This window comes from Undibacterium sp. GW821-FHT07F11 (assembly GCF_059418665.1).
On sequence record NZ_JBWKQH010000006.1, the window covers coordinates 413516 to 437930 of the forward strand.

The window sequence follows — 24415 nt, forward strand, 5'->3', positions numbered from 1 at the left end:
AATAAGTTGAAAATAAGCTGAGGAGGATCTAAGCCTACATTATAACGCGTTGCTCCGGCATTTTCCCGGACGCCAGTGTTTGATGCATATCAATGCCTGCTACAGGGTGAAATTATGCCTTTCTTGCAACAAAAAAATACTATGCTGCGCATATCCTTGTTCATAAGCAAGATCATTGCATCAATCCAGATCAGCGGGGATACGCACATTAAATGTCGTACCCTCATTCGGTACACTGGTGAAGTCTATTGTCGCCTGATGCCTGTCCAGCACAGCTTTCACGAAGACCATGCCCAGGCCTATGCCATCATTCTTGGGTTGTTCATTGGTCCTGAAGCGCTGGAAGCGCTGGAACAGTCTGGCCTGGTCGGCATGGGTAATGCCATAACCCTGATCAGTGATGGAGCAGACAATGATGGAATCGGCCAGCCGCTGCTCACGTACCAGTGAACAGGTGATGGTGGTGTCCTTGGGACTGTATTTGATGGCATTTGACAGCAAATTCGTGAGCACCCTGGTCATCAGCGAGTTGTCTACCAGGACCGGGAATTCTTCATCCTGTATCTTGGTTTGTATGCGGATATTCTTGCTACGGGCCAGCGACCACATTTCTTCGGTTGCCACCAGCAGGATGTCCTGGAAGTCGGCTTCTTCATAGCGGTAATTCTGGGATTCTGCCTGGGCCAGCTGTACAAAATTATCTGCCAGACCCAGAGTGGCGCGTGATGCTCTTTCTATGCGTGCCATGAATTCTTCAGCAGGCAGGGCCGTGCCGCTGTCCTTTTGCAATTCCAGCAAGGCCAGTATCGACGCCTGCGGGGCGCGCATATCATGAGAAATGAAATGCAGGGTTTCATCACGGCTGCGTTCTGCTGCCCGCACGCTGGTGATGTCGATGAGGCTGACTATCCAGCCCACCAGTTGCTTTTCACCGTTGTAACTCGGGGCGCTCTTGATCAGCAGGTCCTTGCCCTGCGGGTCTCGTACTTCTATGCCTTGCGACATGGTTTTGGTATGTTTGATGTCGAGCAAATCCCACCAGCTAAAGCTGGCATCTGGCCCTGCTTCGCCATTTTGTGGTGGCGACATCTTGGCAAACAGATAAGGTACAAGGGCATCATTCACCTTGGGCATGCCTATGCCGGCAAAATAATCCAGGGCAGGCTGGTTGGTCAGCAAGACATTGCCATCCGTGGTGGTAACCATGGTGGCGTCCGGCAGGCTGGCCAGGCTGTCGCTGACAAACTGGCGCAAGTCACGCACCCGGTCTACCGCTTCACGCATGGCATTGATACTTTGTTCCAGGGTGTCGGTCAGGGCGCGCACCGGTTGTTCGTCATCTTCATCAATAAACTCAGGCAAGAGATGCGGTTCCTTGTCGAGTATCCTGAATTCTTCTGCCAGGAAGCGGATTGCCGCTTCCAGCCGGCGCCAGCTCCACAAGGGGTAAGCGATGATCAAGCCGAATAGTGCAGCAGTCGGGGCAGCCCAATAACCGGCATAACGCAGCATCGCCCAGCTACCCAGCATGGTGACCACAGCCACTACTGCAGTTGCCATCAGGGCTTTGCGCGGCGACAGCATTTGGTAGGCTGTCAGTGCTACTGCTACTGCCAGCAGGTTGAGCAGGTACAAATATGCCTTTGGGGCGGCATGTATGCTGCGCTGATCCAGCAGGGCGGCGAGGATGTTGGCATTGATCTCTACACCAGAAATCATGCCCTCGTTGCCCGATACCGGGGTAGGGAAAGAGTCAGCCATGGCACTGGCAGTGGGGCCTACCAGTACATACTTGTTCTTGAAAAAATCAGCAGGTACTTCACCACGCAAGACACTGACATAGGGCACAGAACGGAAATGCCCGCTACTGCCAGCGAAGGGTATATGCATGAGATAGTCGCGCTGCCAGGTGCCAGGCTCAGGTGCGGCATTGCGCATAGCGGCGGACAGGCGTTCACCTGGCAAATTTGTTTCAGTGCCGGGGGCAATCTTGCCCGCGACATCGGCCATTGCCAGTGCAAAATGTGGCCACCATTCACCGTTCATGCCTTCACGCAGGAAGACGCTGCGCACCACGCCATCCTTGTCCAGTTCCAGATTGATGTGGGCCAGTTGACGCGCAGCACTCGCCAGCAAAGGGATGGGGCGTACTGTTGTCAGACCTTTGCCTGCATTTTCCGAGATCAGGGGCAAGACCACATTATTGCTGCGCACCAGCGCTTCGGCCAGTTGCTGGTCACCATTTTGTGCCTGGTCATTACGCTCTTCGGCTTCAGTGAATACAAAGTCCATGCCAATTGCTACAGGCTGGGCCGCGCTGATTTGCTTGATGAGTTCAGCATGGCGCAAGCGTGGCCACGGCCATTTGCCGAGTTCACTGAGGCTGTGGCTGTCTATGCCAACGATGATGATGTCATCCCGCGCCGGACGGGAATTGAGTTGCATCAGCCTGTCGTACAAGACCAGGTCAGTCCGTTCCAGGGTCTTGTAGTACAGCAGGCCAGCGGTGAAGAAGAGGATGAGGATACTGAGAACCAGCCACTCCCGTAGTGCAATGCGTTCTACCTGCAAGTGGCTGTTTTTCATATTGTGCTGCTATCTTTTTCTGAGCTTATCGTGATCTTTTCTTAATGTGATTGTATCAATAATTAGTGCCAACAGGGCCGCTGCCACTCTGTATGGCTGAGCCATCACCACTGGTCCAGCGCTGTTGCAGTGTGATTTTCTGGGTGGACGAGAAGGGGCTGACATAGCCATCCGGGTCACTGGAACGTACACGGATGAAATAGGTACCCGCGTCAGGCCGATTGATCTTCAGTTCAGCCTTGTCGAGCTCCTTGCTCAGGAACAGCTTCTTGAAGTCAGCATCCGTACTGATCTGTATCAGGAATTTTTGTCCTGGTTCAGAAGCCCAGCTAAATGACAGTTGATTACCATTGCCTTCATCTGGTGGTGCCAGACTGGTGACTGGCAAGACCAGGAACTTCTGGGCATCACTGTAAGGACCATGATCTGGCTTGCCATCTTTTTGCGCTATCGTGGCGACATGCCAGAAATACTCGCCTTCGGCAGGGCGGTCTGCGCTGAACTGCACTTCTTTCAGGTCAGGCTTATCAATGAGCAGGTTTTTGAATTCTGCATCTTTGGCAACTTGCAAGTGATAAGTCTGAGCATTGCTGGCTTCCGTCCAGGCGAAATCCAGGCGTTCAGCTCTAGTTTTGTTTTTAGGTTGAACCGTGAAAGGTGGTTCCGGACGTGCTTTTAAAGTCACCGCTTTTACCAATGGCAGACCTTCCAGCCCCAGTTTGTCGATGGCAGTAATGCGTACAAAATAATTGCCATCAGCGAAGCCATCAAACTTGAAGCGGTTGTCCCGGGCGTCTTTATAGCGGTTTTCTGCCAGTACATTGATGATGTCTTTGTCCTGGGCAATTTGCACACGATAGCCTGCGGCTTCAGGGCTGGCTTCGACCTGGAATTGCAGGGTAGGACGTTCTTGCAGCAAGTAGCTGTCATTCAATTTGGGTGGTGGCAGCAAATCCACGGCCTTGCCTATGCCTGAAGCTGAAATAATATTGCCTTTGCCAGCAGTCAGCACAAGCTCATCCGTCTTTTTGGCAGTAGTATTATTGACCGCTACGCCGCCTTCCAGCACTTCATTGGCAATCCCGTCTTCGTTGACGCCAACGCGGAAGTTGGTACCACGTACACCCGCCACTGCCAGATTGGTGCGTACTTCAAAGCGCCCCTTGTTACCGGCCAGTGAAGATACACGTGACTCTACTTTGCCCTGCAATAAGGTGACTTCAGTACGCGGGCTCGCCGTGTACCTGGTCTTGCGTAGCTTGCTCAGGCTGACATTGCTGTTCGAAGGAATGGATATGCGTGATTCATCCGGCAAGGCCATGGTCAGGAAACCATTTTTATCGGTGCTGATCTGCGCGCCTTCTTTCAAGACGCTACCTAGTGCCAGCGTGCCAACTGTGCCATCTGCCGCCTTATAGACCGGGTTGCCGGTCATGGCAATCACCTTGGCTTCACTCGGCTCTTCCGGTAACAGTTCCAGCGGTATCAGTATCGCTGTACCTATGGGGATAGTCCTGTCATTACCTATCTTGTTACGCTTGCCCAGTATGGGCCAGTTGGTGGTTTTGTCAGTGTAGCGTTTGGCTATCGATGTCAAAGTATCGCCTTGCAGGGCGAAGTAAGTCATGTCTGGCGGGGTATTGATGAAACTGCCTGGTGTACCTGATGTGCCTGCGTTAGTTGGCGTTGGACTAGCAAAAACACTGATGGGTGTTGCAAGTGCCAGGCCCAATAACATGCAGTATGGTATTTGTCGCAAGAGTGTGGGGGCGCTTAGTCTCATGCGGGACTCCTCGTTGGGAAAAGCTTTCCGGGGCAGCCTTGGCTGCCCCGGAGGTATTTATTCTGGTGTCATCTGTTCCAGGCGGTAACCGTAACTATAGACGGGTGCCAGGCGGTAGCCGTTTTCCGGTCGCAATTCCAGCTTGCTGCGTACACGAGAAATATGCGTATCCATGGTACGCGAAGGGATGTCCACGTCACGTGACCACACTGCTTCCAGTATGTAGGCGCGCGATAGCGGGCGACCGAGGTTGCGGAACAACAGCAGGGCCAGATCAAACTCTTTCTGCGTCATTTCCACAGGCACATCATTGACACTGACGCGGCCAGCACGGGTCTCAAACTTGTAGATGCCAAATTGCAAATGTTCAGATGCCGCCTGGGTAGGGTAGGCACGGCGCAACAAGGCCTGTACGCGCGCCACCATTTCACTGCGGCGTATCGGTTTGATCATGTAATCATCGGCACCTGCTGCCAGGCCAGCCACGATATCGTCTTCACCAGAGCGGCTGGTCATGAACAGAACCGGCAGTGTAGGCGAGAGCTTTTCGCGTACCCAGTGCAAGATCTCGGTGCCGCTCAGGTCTGGCACTTGCCAGTCGAGTATCAGCATGTCGTAACTCTCCCTGCGCAATTGATGCAGCATCTCTTTCCCGCTAAGGAAAGGGTGAGTCGTATGACCGGCTGCATTCAATATGGTGCAGACCAATTCGAGCAAGTTATTGTCGTCGTCAAGTACAGCGATTCTCATGGGATGTTACCGTTGATGTTCGGCAAATAAAGTGGAATATCTTCCATTATATCGAAAGCAAGTGAAAAAATAAGTAATTGTGAAAAAATGTGAATAAAACACAAATTACTTCTTGTTACAAACTTCCGGTAATGGAAAGCGACAATTGCTGATTTTGTTGATCTTTTAATAAACTCCCTGTCTATATCGCCTGCATCCGCAAGACCATGCAGTCTCTATCCCTACTATATTGGTATAGACCTAACTACGTAACTCAAGTTCCGGTAAAACAACATTCACGTCCAGCACTTCCAGATTACCCTGTTTATCCAGGGACACTTTAATGTCTTCCGGATTGACCTTGGTGTATTTGGAAATCACGGCGATCAGTTCTTCACGCAATGCCGGCAAGAAATCATAACCATCACGGCCCGTGCGCTCGCGTGCAATGATGATTTGCAGGCGTTCCTTCGCCATATTGGCGGTTTTGGGTTTGGTATTAAATAAAAATGAAAGCAGAGCCATATTATTTGCCTCCGAAAATGCGTTGCAGCAGCCCCGGTTTTTCGTAAGTGATGAAACGCAAGGGAACTTCTGTGCCCAGGAAGCGTGAAACTACGTCTTCATAAGCGTCCGACACATCACTACCCTTCATATGAATAGCCGGATTACCCTGATTGGAAGCATGTAATACTGCTTCCGATTCAGGAATAACACCAATCAGCGGGATGCGCAAGATTTCCTGTACGTCGGTATGGGATAACATTTCGCCCGCTTCCACCCGTTTTGGTGAATAGCGGGTGATCAGCAGATGTTCCTTGACCGGCTCACCACCTGCCTGGGCACGCTTGGACTTGGCCTGGATGATGCCGAGGATACGGTCAGAATCCCTGACGGATGAGACTTCAGGGTTGGTCACGACGATGGCTTCATCGGCAAAGGTCAGTGCCATGACGGCACCGCGCTCTATGCCGGCGGGCGAATCGCAGACAATGAATTCAAAATCCATCTTGATCAGGTCATTCAGTACGCGTTCCACGCCTTCTTCAGTCAGGGCGTCTTTATCGCGGGTTTGTGATGCTGGCAAAATATACAAATTATCGCAGTGCTTGTCCTTGATCAGGGCCTGGTTCAGTGTTGCTTCACCGCTGATGACATTTACCAGGTCATACACGACACGGCGCTCACAGCCCATGATGAGGTCAAGATTACGCAAACCCACGTCAAAATCCAGCACGGCTGTTTTATGTCCGCGCATGGCCAGGCCAGAAGAAAAACTGGCACTGGAAGTGGTCTTGCCTACGCCGCCCTTACCGGATGTCACAACGATGATTCTTGCCACAAATAACTCCTTTTATCTATCCGAAGATACTGAAAATTGAGGCTGCTAATCTTCAGTACAAGCTGCAGGTTAGCCTGCCGTTTTCACTGATGATACTTCAATACTGTCACCGTGCAGTTTAACTTGAACCGGATGGTGAGGCTGTAACGGCGGGAAGCCGTTTTCAAACGTACGGTATATCCCGGCGATAGAGACCAGTTCTGGTTCCATGGTCAGGGCAAAAATCCTGGCTTCTGTGTTACCGGTCGCACCAGCCAGGGCGCGGCCACGCAAAGGCGCGTAAATATGGATGCTGCCATCGGCAATCACTTCAGCCCCGTTATTTACCGAGGCAGTAATGATCAGGTCGGCCCCGCGTGCATAAATACGCTGGCCGGCTCGCACTGGCGTATCAATCACCATGGCAGGCATATTGCGGATGATGACTTGTGGCTCAACTGCAACGGGTGCCGGGGCAGGCGCAATTTCTACCGGTGCCGGAGCTGCTTGTTCAATTGGCGTTTCAACCGGAGGCTCAATCTTAAGTTCAGGCTCAGCCCTGGGTTTGCTGACCACGTCTATGCTCAAACCATGTGAACGTATGGTGGCATGGTCTTCTTCGCGCGCATGGCGCACGGCTACCGGGTTCAGGCCATGCGATTTGAACAGCGGGATCAGTGCATTCCAGTCCAGTGTCTGTTCAGTAATGGCTTCCACATCAATGACGGCAAATTCGTCATCAAAAAAATCAGGTGAACCCGCAGTCATTTCCTTCAATGCTGCTTCCAGTACAGGAAAAGCAGAGTCATGCAGCAAAATTGCAACAGCAACAACAGTAGAAATCTTGATCTCGATGGGCTTGCGCGTCAGGCTGTTTTGCATGGCATCCAAAAAAAATAGTGGTAAATCTGCTTAAAACCTGTTTCCGATCTTAAGCGCGAGCGTGATCGGGGCTCATGTGCTGCTCAAAATGCTCATGTACTAGAGTACATTCCGCTTTTTGCGCTGCGCTTTTGTTACCCCGACCCCGCTGACGCACGCTCGCTACAGATCGCAAACAGGTTCTTATTACCCAAATACTTGCACAGAAGGAATAATCACATCCTCTTATGACAGAATTATATCCATGTACCAATTGTGGCAAGCATGAAAAGGACTAATCCTACCAATAGGCGGGCAGGATTGCAAAATTATGCACTTTTTATTTTGCAAAGCTACTAAACGAAGCTATAAAAATTAAGGATGACTACACGTAAATCCGCTTAAAAAGCATGTGCCTCATGCAAGCTCTCCAGTATATCGGCCTTCATTGTCGATAAAGTTGCTTGCGCCCTGCTGCGTGGCCTTTCCTGCAATACAGTAAATTCCAGTCGTATGCTCGCTGCATGTTGCCCTCTATGTTGCTCCATTAATACGACACGGTCACTCAGATACAGGGCTTCATCAATATCATGGCTGACCAGAATGATGGTCAACCCATGCTCGCTGGCGATATTGATTAGCAAATCCTGCAACTTCATGCGGGTGAAGGCATCCACCGCAGAAAAAGGTTCATCCAGTAACAGGATTTTTGGGCTGGAGAATAAGCCACGCGCAATTGCTACGCGTTGTGCCTGGCCACCAGATAATTGCTTGGGCAGAGCATTTTCATAGTCATGCATGCCGACTTCAGCCAAGAGTCTGGCAATTTTGGGCTGATCACGACTGGCATCATCACTGTCGAAAGCAATATTCTGTGCCACCGTCAGCCAGGGAAATAAGCGGGGCTCCTGGAAGATAAAACCTATATTGCGGCTGACACCCTGCAGTTTGTTGCCCTCCAGGCTGATTTGTCCTTCAAAATTGCGATCCAGCCCGGCAATGATGGATAGCAGGGTACTCTTGCCACAGCCACTCGCGCCGATCAGGCTGAGGATTTCACCTTGTTGCACGCTCAGTTGCAGGTTCTTGAGTACCTGACGTGTGCCATATAACTTCCTGGCGACTTCGATTTGTAAAAACGGTGGTGAAAAAGCGCTCATCTCAAGCCCCGCTGCCATGCTGGTAAGTATCCCGCCAGGCCAGCAAATGTGTTTCCAGTTTTTGCATGAGCCAGTCGCTGCTCTTGCCGAGTAGCGCGAGTATGGCAATCGCCGCCAGGACGATATCGGCACGGCTGGTTTCACGACCATCGGTTAGCAGATAACCCAGGCCCTGGCTGGTAGCAATCAGTTCTGCCGCTACCATGAACATCCAGGCCAGGCTGAGGCCATTGCGCAGACCGGTGATAATGGCCGGCAAGGCGGCGGGCAAAAGTATGCGCCTGATCATGGCGGCGGTGGACAAGTGATACAGCTTGCCCACTTCTATGAGACGCCGGTCCACCCCGCGTATGCCGGATACCACACCCATATATACAGGGAAGAAAGCACCAATGGCAATCAGCACAAGCTTGGGCGCCTCATCTATGCCCAGCCATAGCAAGAGCAAAGGCACCCAGGCCAGTGATGGTATCGCACGTAGGGCCTGGAAACTGGGGTCCAGTATTGCTTCCAAGCGGGTACTCAGACCAACCAGCGAACCGGTCACAATAGCCAGGCTCGCCCCTGTAATAAAGCCAGCAGCCACCCTGGCGCTACTGATGCCTATGTGTGCCAGCAAGCCTTGCTGCGCCAGGTGAGCAATGGTATTGAAAATCTCACTGGGAGCAGGCAAATGATTGGCAGCGATCCAGCCACGACTGACACTGACTTCAGCCAGCAGGATCAAGGCGAAGGGCAGTATCAGGCCCAACAAGAAACGCGGCATGACAGGGCGCTGCCTGTTGGTAGTGACAGTCTTGGCAGGCGTGTCTGCAATAATGGTGGCGCTGGTCGATGGCATGATGCTGGTTCGCTAGTCTGGATTACACCGTGATCAGCTTCTGGGCAAAGCGGGTATCGACGAGATCGCGTATGGTACGGCTCAGGTCAACGCCCGGTTTCACCAGACCTTCGTCCTGCAGAATAGGCGCGGCTACCTGCAAGGCCTGTATATGCTCATTCGATGGCAGGGCATTGCTGAAGTCACTGCGCAATTTAATTTGCAACAAGGCTACCGGCAAACTGACCTTGGCTTCTTCAGACAAAATTTTTGCTGCTTCAGTTGGGTTAGTGCGTATCCATGCTCTGGCTTTTTCATAGGCAAGCAATACGCGACTCACTTCCGCGCCGTGATTGTTCAGAAATTCTTCACGCACATTCAAAAAGCCATAAGTATTGAAAGCGACATTGCGATAAATCAGGCGCGAGTTGGCCTCCAGTTCACTGGCTGCCATATGTGGATCAAGCCCGGCCCATGCATCTACCTTGCCCTGTTCGAGCGCGGCGCGGCCATCGGCATGTTGCAGACTGACATGCTCTATATCTGAGCGTTTCAGGCCCGCAGTTTTCAAGGCCCGCAACAAAAACAGGTAAGGATCAGTGCCCTTGGTCGCAGCGACTTTCTTGCCTTTCAGATCGGCCAAAGTGTGTATCGCAGTATCCTTGCGCACTACCAGTGCCGTCCATTCAGGACGTGAAAAAATATACGGTGTCTTGATATGGTTGCCATTGGCCTTGGCCAGCAAGGCGGCCAGGCCAGCAGTGGAACCTATGTCCAGGCTATTTGCATTCAGATATTCCAGTGCGCGGTTACTGCCCGCACTGAGCACCCATTTGATACTCGTACCGTCTGCCTTGAATTCTTCTTCGAGCCAGCCAAAGCGGCGCAATACCAGACTGGTCGGTGAGTAGTAGGCATAGTCCAGCCGCAATTCCTTGAGGGCGGATGCGGCATGGGCAACTGATGGCAAGCTGGTGATACCTGCTGTTGCGGCGACAGTAGTCAGTTGTAGAAAATGGCGGCGTTTCATGACATTCCTTCTTAAGCGGCGTCAGCCAGTGTGTTGTGAATATGTGTATTCCTGCCTATGTGGTTGTCTGGCAGTCGTGAGCCGCGCTGGAATAATTGCTGGCGCAAAGTGCCATCGCTATAACTGGTTTTATAACGTCCACGCGTTTGTAATTCCGGTACGATGAAATTCACCACATCCCTGATGGTTTCATGCGCGAGAGCGAAGGTCAGGTTGAAGCCATCGATACCGGTTTCATCCAGCCATGCTTCCAGTTGATCAGCCACTTCCCATGCATCGCCAACAAGCACAGGGCCACGGCCACCGAGGGCGATAAATTCTGCGGCTTCGCGCACGGTCCATTTTTTGCCTGGGTCAGCAGAACTGAATGAGGCCAGCGCAGAGCGGCCTGCTTCAGATTCTATGTAATCGATAGTTGCATCCAGTGGCAACTTCGAGAAATCGACACCTGTCCAGCCAGACAATAAAGCCAGTGAAGCATCAATGTCGATGTACTGCCGATATTCCTGGTATTTGGCTTTTGCAGCCTCGCTGCTTTCTGCCGTAATGATCAATGCCTGTGCATAGATATACACATCGCCAGATTCACGCCCGGCGGTTTTCAATGCCGCACGGGCATCATCAACATAACGTTTAACTACCTGCTTGCTGGGGCCGCTGACAAAAGTGCATTCTGCATGCTGTGCCGCAAAGGCAGTGCCGCGTGCGGAATTACCTGCCTGGAATAACAGCGGTGTTCTTTGCGGTGAAGGCTCGGACAAATGTATGCCGGGCACGCTGTAATATTTCCCATGATGATTAATGGCATGCACATGCGCCGGGTCGGTATAAATGCCACGTTCCTTATCGAGCACCACAGCCTGATCATCCCAGCTTTTTTCCCATAACTTATAAACCACTTCCATGTACTCGTCAGCGAGGTCATAGCGTTCATCATGGCTGAGTTGTTTTTGTAAGCCCAGGTTACGGGCAGCACTATCCAGATAACCGGTCACAATATTCCAGCCTATGCGCCCCTGCGTCAAATGATCCAATGTAGAGATGCGTCGTGCAAAGGTATAAGGGTGTTCATAAGTCAGTGCGCAAGTCACACCAAAACCAAGGTGCGTGGTGACGCTGGCCATCAGTGGCACCAGTGCCAGCGGATCATTCAGCGGCACTTGTATCGCATGGCGCAATGCGGCATCTGTATCACCCGCATATACGTCATACACCCCCAGCACATCTGCCAGGAATATGGCATCAAAAAAGCCTTCTTCCAGCAGTCGTGCCAGCTCTGTCCAGTGATTTGCACTGGTGTAGCGATGGCTGTTATCTTTGGGATGACGCCACATGCCGGGCGACTGATGCCCGACCGTGTTCATCTGGAATGCATTGAAGCGGATAAGTTTTTTGCTCATAAAAAATATTTTTACTTGGCTGCGACTTCAAGGGCCTGCTGATAATCAGGCTTGGAGAAACCGGCGAAATGCTTATTCGTCACTTCCAGGAATTCTTTTGAGCGGTAAGCTGCTTCCAGGTCTTTTACCCAAGGTTTGCTCTTGTCATCAGTGCGTATGGCAACCAGGTTTTGATAATTGGCCGAGATTTTTTCACGCGCCAGTGCCTCATTGAGTTTCAGTCCAGATGCCAGTGCGAAATTGCCATTCACGAAAGAGAAATCTGTATCTTCGAGAGAGCGCGGCAGTTGTGCTGCTTCCAGCGGTATTAGTTTGATTTTCTTGAGGTTGTCCGCCACGTCTTTTTCAGATGCACGGATAGGGTCAATATTTGCTTTCAGCTTGATCCAGCCCAGTTGATCCAGCAAGACCAGCGCCCGCGCCTGGTTGGTTGGGTCATTTGGCAAGGCGACTGTAGTTCCTTCTTTGACTTCGCTCAGGGATTTATGCTTCTTGCTGTAGATGGCAATCGGCGCAGTCGGTACCTTGATCAGTTCTGACAATGCCAGTTTATTGTCTGTCGAGAATTTTTTCAGATAGATGATGTGCTGGAAAGCATTCGCATCCAGTGAGCCTTCTGCCAGTGCGAAGTTAGGCTGGATGTAGTCATTGAATTCAACCACCTTGACCTTGTAGCCCTGTTTTTCCAGTATAGGCTTGATACCCAGTTTGACTTGGTCAGCATAGGGGCCAGCGCTTGTGCCTATCACCAGTTCTTTGGGGTCTTTGGCAAATGCTGAGCTTGTCAACGTAGTGGCGAGGGCAAGAGTGAGTGTAGCTAGCAGGAATGGGCGACGATACATGATGATGTCCTTTTGAAAAATGAAAGAGTTAGCGTTTATCGATATGACGGGCGATGCGGTTGCCCGTGAACTGTATGATCTGTACCAGTGCTATCAGCAGGGCAACCGTGATGAACATGACGTCGGTCTGGAAGCGGTAGTAGCCATAACGTATTGCCAGGTCACCTATGCCACCGCCGCCAACCACACCGGCAACAGCAGAGTAAGACAGGAAACTGATCGCCAATACAGTCAGTGCCAGCACCAGGCCGCTGCGTGCTTCCATCAGCAAGACACGGAGAATGATCTGCAATTCAGACGCGCCCATCGCATGCGCAGCTTCAATCACGCCGCGTGGCACTTCGCGAAAACTCTGCTCAACCAGGCGGGCAAAATAAGGAATCGCCGCAATCGACAAAGGCACGGCAGCTGCCAGCGGGCCTATCGATGTACCAACTATAAAACGTGTGAACGGCACCAGTGCCACCAGCAAAATAATGAAAGGGAATGATCGTATGGTATTCACCAGCCAACCCAGGAAAACTGCCAATGGACGGTTTTGCAGCGACTGACCGTCGCCCACCAGGAAAAGCAAAACACCCAGCGGGCCACCTATCAACACCGCAGCACTCAGGCCTATGGCCAGCATGGTAAAAGTCTGCAATGCGGCTGTACCCAACTCAGGCAATAATGAAATCAGGTTTTCAAACATGGCTTAATTCCTTCCACTGTGCATTGCTGCCATTCTCCTGTCCATGAAAAGCCAGCTCACGGCCCAGCGCCGTCTTGCGCAGGATGCCCGTATCAGCCAATGAAAAACTCTCGGCAATTTCACCGTCTTCTATAACCGCCACCTTGTTGCAGATGGTACTGAGTACAGACAGTTCATGGCTGACGATGACGAGAGTGACACCCAGGCGCTGATTGATATCACGCAGAGTATCCAGCACTTCGCGTGTGGTTTCTGCATCCAGTGCCGAGGTCGGTTCATCGCACAAGACCACATTGGGTTTGCTGGCCAGTGCACGTGCAATTGCCACGCGCTGTTTTTGACCTCCCGATAATTGGGCTGGATAACTGTCTGATTTGTTGGTGAGGCCGACGATGGCCAGACATTCCGCGACACGCCCGGCGATTTCATGCCTGCTTTGCTTAGTGTGTATTCTCAAAGGGAAGGCCACGTTCTCAAACACGCTGGCGTTTTGCAGCAGATTGAATTGCTGGAAAATCATGCCTATGTTTTGCCTGGCAACCCGCAATTCTCTCTTGCCTAGTCCGGTCAGTTCCTGCCCGGCGACGGTGACTGTGCCGCTGTCCGGACGTTCGAGCAAATTGATCAGACGTAGCAATGTCGACTTACCAGCGCCGCTCTTGCCTATCAGGCCAAAGATATCGCCCTGTTCAATGTCGAGGCTGACAGATTTGACGGCATGAAAAGTCTTGCCATCCGGCACAGGAAAAGCCTTGCTGACAGACTGTATTTGTATAATAGGAGTGCTCACGTTTATTACCGATCAAGAATATGCAGTAGGTTCAGGAAGGCTGCCATTCAACACATAGCGGCCCAGGTCGCGCAATTTGTAATCGATAGGATCATGCAGGGTATGTACCCTGACATTGCGCCAGAACCTGTCATAGCCATAACGTGCCGAAGTGGAGCGGGCACCCGTTAGTTCAAACATTTGTGAGCTGACTTCTATGCCTGCACGGTGCGCAAGGCATTTTGCCTCTGCCACGGCAATCGCCAGTTCACCCCGGGTTTCTGCTGCGACCAGCGGCCCCTGGCGAAAAGCTTTTTCCAGGCTGGCTGCTGCCTGGTCTGCCAGGGCAACTGCCGGGCGCAATAGCAACCAGAGTTCGCCATAGCGATGTTGTATGAAAGGGTCGTCCGTGGCTTTCTCCACGCCTGAAGCAAACCATGCCCTGGCGTGTTCTTGCGTGTACTGGCGGGCAGCATCAAAGGCACCCAGGCCTATGCCCAGATACAAATTCGTCATGATGAGCTGGGCAACTTGCGAGCGCAGTGTTGCCTGCGCAGTGGGTAGTGTTGCTGGCGCTTGCAACACCAGATCGGCAGGCAGGAAGACATTTTCAAAATGCACATTGCCACTGTCCGTCTGTTTTTGACCAAAGGCATCCCAGTCGGCTTGTACCGAGATACCTGTTTGCGTTGTTGGTATTGCGGCGATCAGGGCACTTTGAGTCTGTTCATCCCAGGCCGAGATGGTCAGCCATTCTGCACCCACAGAGCCAGATGAAAAACTCTTGATGCCATTCAGGATATAACCGCCATCCGTCCTTGTTGCCGTGGTGCGTTTGTCCAGAGGGTTAAGGGCATTACCCCAGAAAAATCTTTGTTCTACCGTAGCAGCCAGCAAGCGACGCTGTTGCTGTGCATTGCCATACAGCTGTATGCCAGCGAGTTGCAAATGATGGAAAGCGAAGACATGGGCCAACGCGCTGTCGGCCTTGGCCAGCAGGCGTATCACCTGGAACACCAGCGACCAGTCCGCACCCTGACCACCAAATTCAACCGGGATGGAGAGTGTCAACAAGCCAGAGGCGCGTATCCATTCGCGCTCTTGCTGTGCATGTCCGCCTGCGCGGTCACGTGCTACGGCGGTGCTGGCCAGTTGATCAGCCAAAGCACTGGCGATAGCCAGAGCGTCTTCTTGCTGATCTGAGGAGGAAGTAGGTATAACGCGACTGTGCAGGGAAAAGGGCATAGTAAACCTGATATTTCCAGGACTTACGCAAATCCGCCCCAGCTGCGTTGCAGCTCCTAGCCGTGCTAAAGCACTGTCTTCGTCGCTGACGCCTTGCTGGGACAATTTTGCGTAAGTCCTGATTAAAAAACGCAATTTGGAAAATCAGTATTACATTGCTCCTTATGCGCGTACACGAACAAATCCAGCTTACCTTATACGTTATTGACCTATGAAGAAAATCAAGATTGGATAGTTGAAATGTGCATGATGACTTTGCTTATGATGCCGATGAGTTTTGTGCCTGTAGTAAATAATCGATGAAGACCCTGATCTTCAAGGCCAGATGTTTACCGGGTGTGTAAACAGCATAGATATTGCCTGTATAAGGTGCGCAAAATTCCCAATCAGGTAAAACAATTTCCACCTGTTTCGCGGCGATGGCAGCGCGCGCAGTAAAGTCCGGGACCAGGCCTATGCCACCACCAGCCAGGGTGGCCGCGAGTATGGCAGAACTATTATTGATGGTCAGCCGCGCCGGGATTTGCACATTGCATTGCTGCTTGCCCTTTTGCATGGTCCAGTGATCACCAAAGCTGCCATAGCCCAGATAGATACAACGATGTGCAGTTAAATCATCAGGCTCTGCGGGATAGCCAGACTGTTGCAGATAATCTGGGGTAGCCACCAGTACATAGCGCATCTTGCCCAGTGGCCGGGCCGCAAGTCCAGGTGCCAGGTCGTGCGAAATGCGTATCGCCAGATCCACGCCTTCATCAATGAGGTCCAGGGTGTTGTCTATCAGCGAGAGGCGCACAGACACATCGGGATAGGCATCCAGAAAGCCAGGCAGCAAGGGTGCCAGCCAGACTTCACCAAATACCACAGGGGCAGTCACACGTATTACGCCGCTGGGATGCTGGCTGTAAGTACCTGCCAGCGCATGGGTTTCACGTGCTGCCTGCAAGATACGCATGCTGCCTGTCAGCACCTCCTGCCCCAGTTCGGTCAAGGCAAATGAACGCGTGGTTCTTTGCATTAATCTGCCACCCATATGCGCTTCCAGCCTGGTGATATGGCGGCTGATGGCCGAGGTATTCACACCCAATTGTCGGGCAGCCGCCGAAAAACTGCCGTTTTCCACGACCTGGGCAAAGATCGCCATTTCATTGAGCATTTCCATTATGCATATCCTTTTACTTTTGCCCATTAGGCAATAATTATTTGTATTTTATGCGTATTGTTGAAGAGTGTCAGCCTGTCGATAATGGAGGCAACTTAAATCAGAAGCAGGCGAATACGATGAATAGCAGCACTTCGGGTAACTCCGGCAAATGGCAAATGGTGGTGGCAATGAGCTTGTCAGGCACCATAGGCATGTTCGTGTTGGCCAGCGGCCAGCCAGCAATGACTGTGGTTTTATTGCGCTGCCTGATCGGCGGCCTCAGCCTGCTGGCCTTGCTGTACTGGCAAGGCGGCTGGCAAAACTTGAATGCCAACCAAGTGAAGTGGCTATTGTTGGGAGCCGCAGCCCTCATCATCAACTGGCTATGCCTGTTTTCTGCATACAGGCTCAGCAGTATTTCGATTGCCACGGTGGTCTATCACGTGCAACCTTTCTTCTTGCTGATCTTGCTGGCCATGACGCAAAGAGATGGGCAGATTTGGCGCAAGCTGCCTTTCCTGTTGCTGGCTTTTGCTGGCGTGGTATTTAGCTCGGGCCTGGATATCCAGCATGATTTCCTGCGCAGTGCTGACGGACATTTTAGTCATGCCCTGGCAGGTGCCGGGTTGGCGCTGCTGGCCGCATTGTTGTACGCCTTCGCCACGCTGGCGACGCGCAAGTTGCAAGGCATAGCCCCGGCGCAGATCGCTGGTTTGCAATTGCTGACGGGGGCCTTGGTATTGGCGCCAATGGCAGATTTATCAGGCTGGAGCTGGAGCTGGCAAAGCTGGGGCAGTTTATTGCTGCTGGGTTTTGTCCATACCGGCTTGATGTACAAACTCATGTACGATGCTTTTCAAAAGCTGCCAGCAACGAGTATTGCTACGCTGTCCTTTATTTACCCCTTGGTGGCTCTGCTGGTCGATGTGCTGTTTTTTGCAACTATCCTGAGTACTTGGCAATTGCTGGGCATGTTCATGATCTTGCTGGCTGTACTCGGCAATCAGCGCGGTTGGCAGCTTGCTATTCCAAAGCGTGCAGTAAATGCGGAGGCAGGCAACGGAAAATAAATGTGAGGGTGCTTTTGCAGGATTTGTGGTGATAATATCTACGTTTTCATTGTGCCGCATGGATACGATGCATGAGATTTTCATGGGCAAGTGTCGTCCGGTACAGCATAATTGTAGATCGCTCTGTTACCAATAATAAAAAAGGATACACATGACACTCACCTGGATAAGACAACCGCCCAATTCTTATCGCCTGCAGCGCTTGTCAGGTATGTCCCTGTTCGCCACCCTGAGTCCGCGTGAGCTAAAGATTATCGATGGCATGCTGCACAACAGGCATTATCTGGCCAATGAAATCATCTTTGATGAAGGTGAGGAGGGGCAAGCCTTATACATCATCCTGTCCGGTATGGTCAGTATTAACCGCAGACGTGAGCATGGCGATGAAATGATTGCTGAACTGGGCGCAGGAAATTTTTTTGGTGACGTGGCCTTGCTTGATAATTCTCCCCGTAGTGCCCAGGTCAAGGCAATAGAAAATTGTGAGGTGGCGGTATTCTTCCGCGCCGACTTCAGCTCTTTGTTGGAAACCAATGCTGTCATCGGTTACAAAATTTCGCTGGAACTGGCACGCCTGAACAGCCGTCGCCTGCGCGATTCCCTGGATGCCAATTCGCGTAGTGAGGCCTTGTGAATCAGCGTCAATCCGGCCCCATAGTCTGGCTGTGCGTATTATTTTCCACTTGCCTGCTACTGTTCTTGCTGCCCAGGATATTGTGGCTGCTGGTTCCCTTTCTGTTCGCGATGATACTGTATTACATCCTCGTGCCTGCAGTTGCGCGTTTGAGTTTGCTGGGGTTGCCGCGTGAGCTGGCCGCGACGCTGGTGGGCGGCCTCTTCTTTATTTTACTGGCTCTGGTGCTGGCCTATGCAATCAATAAAATTACCCTGCGTGCAGGCTCGCTGCAGGAGATGCTGGCGCATTATGTGGATGGCGGCGTACGTTTCGTGCGCAATAGCATGCAAGCGATGGAAGAAAATTTTCCCATCTTGCACAAGGCCCATGCCAGTGAATCGGTGAATGCCTGGATGGCCAGCAATACCGACAATTTTGCCCAGCAATATGTGGCAAACATCCTGGTGTCCATGGCAGGGGTATTGCCGGCGGTATTTCTGACACCTTTCCTGACTTTCTTTTTCTTGCGTGATGGCCGCAAGTTCAAGCAATTTCTGGCGAACGCGGTACCAAATGCATTTTTTGAAGAAACCCTGTTCCTCATGCATGAAGTTGACCAGACTGCCCGTCGCTACTTTCAGGGGCTGTTGAAACTGACACTGATAGACACTCTCATTCTCGCTCTCGGCCTGTGGTCCATAGGTATCTCGGCACCGTTCACACTGGCTCTGATATCTGCCATGCTGGCGTGGGTGCCTTTTGTTGGCTCTGTGCTGGGTTGCATCATGGTAGTGCTGGTGGCCGCCACTGATGCGCCTGATACTCCCTTGCTGGCCTATGGTGCCATCACGGTGTTTATCACCGTGCGCTTGCTGGATGATTTCATCTTCATGCCGCTGACTTTGGGACGCAGCCTGCACATGCATCCACTGATTTCTGTGCTGATGATTTTTGTAGGTGGAGAACTGGCCGGAGTACCTGGCCTGATGCTGGTGTTGCCTATACTGGGTATCGCCATGGTGGTGGGCGAGACGCTGGGACGCGTGATTACCAATCCCCGCTTGCGGGCGCGGCATCGCCATGCCAAGGCTCTGCGTGAACGACAGGTAAGTGTGGACTTGATAGGTTAAAAAAACAAAAGGGGCAGCGATCAGGCTGCCCCTTTTTACATGCTAAGGTTTGAGAGTTTGTCTGTGCCTGGCATTAGCTTCTACTTTATCGGGCGCAAACCACCAGGGGCGGCGCTCATCTTTGGCCCATAATTTGGCCATGTCATTCTGGTGTTCCTGGAAATGTCTTTCACTGACACCGCCCGCCATGGCCGTTTCTATCTTTTCATTATCGCCAAAATCCATGATGACTTGCATGGAAGCGAAGAAATTGGATTCATAAGGTTTCTGGAAATCATAGACACCGCGGCTGACAGTCTCACCACTGCCTGAACGCTCAACGCTAAAACCACCCAATAATTCCTGCCCTGTGCCATTGCGGCGCAAGGGGCTGACAAAGCGCACGGTATGCGATTTGCCCCAGCGCCATTGTGCCGCATCCTTACCTTGCAAGGCTTCTATCTCTGCCCGGGCACGTGGTGCTGCTGCGCGTATCACATCAGCCAGGGTTTCGCGCTTGTCCTTGGTGCGCACATCATCAAACCAGATAGAATCTGGCTTGGCCAGCAAGCTATCAAAACGCTGCTGCCAGAAATACCAGGTAGACAGCATATCCTTGGCAACATCGTCACCCAGTTCATCATTGAAAGTACCAATCACAGTTTCGCGGTATAGCGCCTGATACAGCAACGGTGCCGCGAGGGTGGCATTGTCTGTGCCGTCCCAGTTCTTGAGTATGGCTGCCAGGTCTTTTTGTGCTGGATCATTTTCCAGTGCAGCAATGAGGGCCGGGCGCAAGGCATCTGACTGCAGGTTACGGCTGTCGTGCATGAGTTTCCAGTGATCTTCTACTGTCATTTTTTGTGCCGCACCGAGTACCTGACCTATACGGGTATAGCGATAATTTGGTGAGACGTAATTGGTGTAATACCAGGGGAAATCTTCAGGCCGCGTATCATGGTTGGCCGTGCCCACCCAGGCGCGTGCAGGGTTAACCATGCCGGGCATCTTGTCCTTAGGAATAAAGCCTGTCCAGTCATCACTGCCATCTGCTGGTGGCAGGCGCGGGAAGCCGCCATCAGCACCTGCCCTGATGGGTACTGCGCCTGTGGCTCTGTGGGCTATCGCTCCCTGGTCATCACCAAAGACAAAATTGAACATCATCAAATCTATCTTTTGCACTTGCTTGTCAAAGTCAGCAGCATTGGTAGCAGTCAGCATGCCTTCTATGCCGATTTGAGGTGTCAATACTTCGGCATCGGTAGAGCGCAAGACCAGCAGCTTGTCACCTTTGGGGCCAAGGCCAGGGTGGTCGGTAATCACCGGCCCGCGCTTGGTGTAGCGTATGACCAGTGGTTGATCCCGGTAGCCGCCTGCGGCGCTCTTGTCCTTGATGCGTATGTTTTCATTGATGACCGTGAATGGCACACTGCGGCCGCCATCCATGTAATGCTCTTTATTGGCCGGGTCCAGGCTTTCCACATACAAGTCCTGCACATCGCCATAGGCATTCGTGACACCAAAAGCCACATGCTTGTTACGCCCTACCATGATGCCAGGCATGCCGGGTATGGCGGCACCTACCGCCTGTATCTCAGGTGTAAACAAACCTACGGGATGCCAGGTGCCTGGCAAGATGCGGTTGTCCAGATGCGGGTCGTTGGCGACGATGGCCTTGCCTGATTGTGAGCGCGACGGGCCAACCGCCCAGTTGTTTGAACCCAATCCCTGATGATTCAAAGTCTCTGGTGCGATATTCAAATCACTCCAGGCCAGGTTCAATTGCGCGGATTGACTTTGTGTGGTCTGGGCCGTAGGCGCATTCTTCCAGTCAGGATTGATCGTCAACGGGAAAATCTCACGCGCTTTTTCCATACCCAGATGATCAATCAATTTTTGCGCGATGACTTCTGCCTTGAAATTGGTTGAGTGGGTGTAATGGATGTAATGCACCAGCGACACCAGATCAGCTACTGTCCAGGCTTGCGGCACCAGGCCTACTGCCTTGAGTTCTATGGGATGTTCACCAGGATAAGACTTGATATAGGCATTGATGCCATCGACATAATGCTGGAAGAAAGCTCGTGATTCAGGGCTGAGTTTTTCTGCATGGCGCTCACCATTGCGACGTATACCGAGTACCCGCATGCGTATGTCGCTGGGCACGGTCTCAGCCCCCAGTATGGCCGACAATTCACCGCGCCAGGTGGCGCGGAATAATTCCATTTGCATCAAACGGTTTTGCGCAGTCACAAAACCTTGCGCGCGTAACAGGTCAGGCGTATTGCTGGCAAAAATATAGGGTATCCCCAATTCGTCACGTAAGACTTTGACTGGTGCAGTCAAACCAGTCAACTGCATTTCGCCATCGATTTGCGGGTGGCCGGAACTGCGCAACTTCAGGTATCCAGCCGTAGCGCCCAAGGCCAGTACGATCGCCAGACCTACGGTCGTGCGTTTCAACATTTTACTCATCTTGTCTCCATCTGGGTCAGGCTCTGGCCTACCCATTGTTGTATTTGTTTGCCTTTTTAAGCAAGGCTCTCATCATTTCGCAAGCAGCTAACGCAGTCAAGCAATAATCACTGCGCACAGATTTTGTTGCAAAGCGAAATTATTTAATCTTGTATCCAGCCTAAAGCCTGGACTACACTCCATGGTCAAGAAAAATTTCAATCTGGAGCAGTCTATGAACATCAGCCAGTTTGCGGGGGCCTGCGAAGTTTCCACCGACACGGTGCGTTACTATGAAAAGCAGGGCATCATCAAGCCTGCCCCGCGTCAGGGTAATGGCTACCGCAAGTATGGTGATGCTGATGTACAAACCCTGCGCTTCGTACGAGGTGCACAGGCGCTGGGATTTTCTCTGGCAGAAATACAGGCCATCCTGCCGCGCCTGGCAGAGGGCAAGTTTGGTCGCGCCGATATTGAGCAGCAATTATTGAACAAGATGGCACAGATAGACGCGCACATGCGTCAGTTGAAAACCCTAAAAAAAGAACTGCAGGCGACCTTTGCCTTGCTGACTTGCAAACCTGAATTACCAGTCACCACCACACAAAGCACCGCTACCGATAGTGGCAGCGGTGCAGGTGCGGTAATGGTAAAGAAGGCTTTCAAGAAACCTGTTACAAAAAAGCTTTAAGCTTTTTGTTCCTTGAAATCCATGCCCACAAAAACACGTTTGGCATTTCCCCTTTCTGTATCGTGATGTTGCATGCGCCGTTCTGCCTTGCTGTCGCGTTCTTTGGCAGCATGCAATTCTTCCAGTTTGCTGCTCAGCAGTTGCGCGGCCAGGCGCTTGTTGGCGTGCTGGCTACGTTCAGTCTGTACCTTGACTGAAATGCCGGTCGCAATATGGGTGGCGCGGATGGCACTGTCAGTCTTGTTGACATGCTGGCCGCCGGGGCCGGATGCACGTGTGGCTTCATAACGTATTTCACTTTCAGGCATAGTGCTGCCAGTCTGAAATACTTTGCAGCCCAAGAACCAGTTCTTGCGTTTATGGCCCAGCCGGTAAGGACTATTGCATATCCACAGCAGGCTACCTTCCCATGCCTGCGCCAGATTTTGTACGGCATCCTCACTTTTATCGGTCGTCAATTCCAGCAAGGCAGAGCGCAGGCTGCCAGCATACGGGCCATCCAGCTGTTCAATGATGCGGGCAGTGACGCCCGCTTTTGCCGCTTCCTTGTTAAATAACTGCAAGGCCTTGGCAACAGCCAGGCAACATTCTGCCGGGCCGGTATTTGCGGTGATTTGTAGATACAGCATCAGCAGCACTCCCCGCGTGTTTTGTAGGTCAGTAGCGGTTTGCTGCGGGCGATGACTGTAACCAGATCGGCACCCAGCAAGCAGTCGAGCACGCTGTCCAGATTTTTATAGGCTTGCGGCGCTTCTTCATAAATCAGGGCACGGTCTGCACAGATGACACGGCTACCAAATTCCGTGCGGCTCAGTTGATCTGGTGTAGCCAGTTTGAACAGCCTGTCTTTGCAATCTGTGCGTTGCCATTTACGGCCCGCACCATGCGCCAGTGAATACAAACTGGCTGCGCCGTTTTCAGCTTTTGGTTGCAGCAGATAGCTATAGTCACCACGTGAACCCGGCAACATTACCAGACCCTGATCACTAGGACTTGCACCTTTGCGATGCAACCACAAATTCTTGCCATCCACATGTACAGACGTGACGAGATTGTGATGTATATCAAGAACCAGTTCACCATTGCAACGCAGGCGGCGCAAGATACGTGCTGCGATCATGGCGCGGTTAAGTGCGGCATAAGCCAGCGCTGCATCATGCTTGCGCAAGTAATCTGTCGCGGCTTCGCTATCACTTGCGAGGCCAGCATGGCTATGCACATCTACATGCTGACGCAAGATAAATTGCCCGAGACCACGCGAGCCACTGTGCACCAGTAATTGCACGCGTTTGACATGCAAGCTGGCTGCTTCATAGTTGTTTACATCATCGACCCTGTCAGTGATTTGCAGTTCGGCAAAATGATTGCCACCACCTATGGTGCCGAGTGAACGCATTTGCAGTAAATCCAGTCCTGCTGCCAGCAAGCCATCAGCGACGGCCTGTTTTTTTACTGCCAGTGCAGGATCAAGACTGAGCAATTGCTGCCACTCATCTTCATCGACAGGCTCATCAAGATTGCCGATTTGCTTGTCGAGTTTATCCAGCTTGACCTTGTTGATTGCCAGGTCAGTCTGGTACAGGCTCATGCCGCAACCTATATCATTTCCAACGAGGGCAGGGTAGAAATGGTCTTGCGATAAAAATGCTGCGCCCACAGGGTAGCCACGCCCCGGGTGCAGATCAGGCAGGCCAACTACGCTTACCATATGTGTTAATTGTGCTGTGGTCTTGAGTTGCTGTATTGCACTGTCTTCAAGCCACAAGCGGTCTGAGGCGATCACGGATACGCGCTCAGACAATTGCTGAATAAAATTGCCCATGTAGGAATTCCAAATAATATTTTTTGAGGAATTGGGCGCTGGCATGCGGATATAGACGCATCACTTCATCGGCAATTACCGATAAGATGAAATGCTTGCAGACGTGTACGCCGTATCAACGGCGCGATGAATTACGAATTAATGCAGGCAGCAGAAAACCAGACCCAATGAAGGAGAGAGGTTTTGTAGTAGTCGCATGTTGATCTCCTTTCAGATTAAGTTGGTTGAGGTGAGGGCTTGATAGTAGCCGATGGATTTTGGTTTTGGCAAGA

Annotated in this window: 22 protein-coding genes; 4 read left to right on the top strand and 18 right to left on the bottom strand. The window is 51.9% G+C overall.

Annotation, left to right across the window (positions count from 1 at the left end; genetic code table 11):
- Positions 1–180 precede the first annotated feature (180 nt).
- From AC07OI_RS17565 to AC07OI_RS17635, 15 genes are all read right to left on the bottom strand, one after another.
- Positions 181–2586 carry a CHASE2 domain-containing protein gene (locus AC07OI_RS17565; protein WP_495258073.1) on the bottom strand — a complete coding sequence of 802 codons (2406 nt, stop codon included), beginning with the start codon at positions 2584–2586 and terminating at the stop codon, positions 181–183.
- A gap of 55 nt (positions 2587–2641) precedes the next feature.
- Positions 2642–4369, bottom strand: a complete 1728-nt coding sequence (locus tag AC07OI_RS17570) for a FecR family protein (RefSeq protein WP_495258074.1) — start codon at positions 4367–4369, stop codon at positions 2642–2644.
- A 57-nt stretch (positions 4370–4426) separates the two neighbouring features.
- Complete coding sequence (locus tag AC07OI_RS17575; RefSeq protein WP_162043428.1) at positions 4427–5119, bottom strand: response regulator transcription factor; 693 nt, start codon at positions 5117–5119, stop codon at positions 4427–4429.
- A 240-nt stretch (positions 5120–5359) separates the two neighbouring features.
- On the bottom strand, positions 5360–5623 hold the full coding sequence (gene minE / locus AC07OI_RS17580; protein WP_186955666.1) for a cell division topological specificity factor MinE: 264 nt from the start codon (positions 5621–5623) through the stop codon (positions 5360–5362).
- A 1-nt stretch (position 5624) separates the two neighbouring features.
- Positions 5625–6440 (bottom strand): septum site-determining protein MinD, encoded by an 816-nt coding sequence (gene minD, locus AC07OI_RS17585; RefSeq protein WP_492709062.1) that lies wholly within the window; start codon positions 6438–6440, stop codon positions 5625–5627.
- Positions 6441–6509: 69 nt separating this feature from the next.
- The gene (gene minC, locus AC07OI_RS17590; RefSeq protein WP_495258075.1) at positions 6510–7301 is read right to left on the bottom strand and encodes a septum site-determining protein MinC; all 792 of its coding nucleotides are present in this window, start codon (positions 7299–7301) and stop codon (positions 6510–6512) included.
- Positions 7302–7681: 380 nt separating this feature from the next.
- Positions 7682–8440: an ABC transporter ATP-binding protein gene (locus AC07OI_RS17595; protein WP_495258076.1), complete on the bottom strand. Its 759-nt coding sequence runs from the start codon at positions 8438–8440 to the stop codon at positions 7682–7684.
- A 1-nt stretch (position 8441) separates the two neighbouring features.
- Positions 8442–9281, bottom strand: coding sequence for an ABC transporter permease (locus AC07OI_RS17600; RefSeq protein WP_495258077.1), 840 nt, complete (start codon positions 9279–9281; stop codon positions 8442–8444).
- Between the two features lie 22 nt (positions 9282–9303).
- Positions 9304–10290: an aliphatic sulfonate ABC transporter substrate-binding protein gene (locus AC07OI_RS17605; RefSeq protein ID WP_495258078.1), complete on the bottom strand. Its 987-nt coding sequence runs from the start codon at positions 10288–10290 to the stop codon at positions 9304–9306.
- A gap of 11 nt (positions 10291–10301) precedes the next feature.
- Positions 10302–11690: an LLM class flavin-dependent oxidoreductase gene (locus AC07OI_RS17610; RefSeq protein WP_495258079.1), complete on the bottom strand. Its 1389-nt coding sequence runs from the start codon at positions 11688–11690 to the stop codon at positions 10302–10304.
- Positions 11691–11701: 11 nt separating this feature from the next.
- On the bottom strand, positions 11702–12532 hold the full coding sequence (locus AC07OI_RS17615) for a MetQ/NlpA family ABC transporter substrate-binding protein (RefSeq protein ID WP_495258080.1): 831 nt from the start codon (positions 12530–12532) through the stop codon (positions 11702–11704).
- Between the two features lie 28 nt (positions 12533–12560).
- A complete protein-coding gene (locus AC07OI_RS17620) occupies positions 12561–13223 on the bottom strand; it encodes a methionine ABC transporter permease (RefSeq protein WP_495258081.1) in 663 nt (220 codons plus the stop codon).
- Positions 13216–14013, bottom strand: coding sequence for a methionine ABC transporter ATP-binding protein (locus tag AC07OI_RS17625; protein WP_495258082.1), 798 nt, complete (start codon positions 14011–14013; stop codon positions 13216–13218). The genes AC07OI_RS17620 and AC07OI_RS17625 overlap by 8 nt, the downstream gene beginning before the upstream one ends.
- Before the next feature lie 12 nt (positions 14014–14025).
- Positions 14026–15237, bottom strand: a complete 1212-nt coding sequence (locus tag AC07OI_RS17630; protein WP_495258083.1) for an acyl-CoA dehydrogenase family protein — start codon at positions 15235–15237, stop codon at positions 14026–14028.
- A gap of 259 nt (positions 15238–15496) precedes the next feature.
- The gene (locus AC07OI_RS17635) at positions 15497–16399 is read right to left on the bottom strand and encodes a LysR family transcriptional regulator (protein ID WP_495258084.1); all 903 of its coding nucleotides are present in this window, start codon (positions 16397–16399) and stop codon (positions 15497–15499) included.
- A 119-nt stretch (positions 16400–16518) separates the two neighbouring features.
- Between AC07OI_RS17635 and AC07OI_RS17640 the strand changes: the two genes are divergently transcribed.
- The 3 genes from AC07OI_RS17640 to AC07OI_RS17650 all read left to right on the top strand — a co-directional run bounded on the left by AC07OI_RS17640 (position 16519) and on the right by AC07OI_RS17650 (position 19197).
- Complete coding sequence (locus tag AC07OI_RS17640; protein ID WP_495258085.1) at positions 16519–17451, top strand: DMT family transporter; 933 nt, start codon at positions 16519–16521, stop codon at positions 17449–17451.
- Between the two features lie 151 nt (positions 17452–17602).
- Positions 17603–18085, top strand: a complete 483-nt coding sequence (locus AC07OI_RS17645; protein ID WP_492709084.1) for a cyclic nucleotide-binding domain-containing protein — start codon at positions 17603–17605, stop codon at positions 18083–18085.
- Positions 18082–19197, top strand: a complete 1116-nt coding sequence (locus tag AC07OI_RS17650; RefSeq protein ID WP_492709086.1) for an AI-2E family transporter — start codon at positions 18082–18084, stop codon at positions 19195–19197. The genes AC07OI_RS17645 and AC07OI_RS17650 overlap by 4 nt, the downstream gene beginning before the upstream one ends.
- 42 nt (positions 19198–19239) lie before the next feature.
- Here AC07OI_RS17650 and AC07OI_RS17655 read toward each other — a convergent pair whose 3' ends face one another.
- Positions 19240–21651: a penicillin acylase family protein gene (locus tag AC07OI_RS17655; protein WP_495258086.1), complete on the bottom strand. Its 2412-nt coding sequence runs from the start codon at positions 21649–21651 to the stop codon at positions 19240–19242.
- A gap of 181 nt (positions 21652–21832) precedes the next feature.
- On the opposite strand from AC07OI_RS17655, the gene AC07OI_RS17660 reads away from it, so the two are divergent.
- Complete coding sequence (locus tag AC07OI_RS17660) at positions 21833–22321, top strand: MerR family transcriptional regulator (RefSeq protein WP_495258087.1); 489 nt, start codon at positions 21833–21835, stop codon at positions 22319–22321.
- Here the strand turns inward: AC07OI_RS17660 and prfH are convergent.
- Together prfH and AC07OI_RS17670 are read right to left on the bottom strand one after the other, a co-directional pair.
- On the bottom strand, positions 22318–22950 hold the full coding sequence (gene prfH / locus AC07OI_RS17665; RefSeq protein WP_492709091.1) for a peptide chain release factor H: 633 nt from the start codon (positions 22948–22950) through the stop codon (positions 22318–22320). The two genes, AC07OI_RS17660 and prfH, sit on opposite strands and share 4 nt — an antisense overlap.
- Positions 22950–24143 carry an RNA ligase RtcB family protein gene (locus AC07OI_RS17670; protein ID WP_495258088.1) on the bottom strand — a complete coding sequence of 398 codons (1194 nt, stop codon included), beginning with the start codon at positions 24141–24143 and terminating at the stop codon, positions 22950–22952. The genes prfH and AC07OI_RS17670 overlap by 1 nt, the downstream gene beginning before the upstream one ends.
- Positions 24144–24415 lie beyond the last annotated feature (272 nt).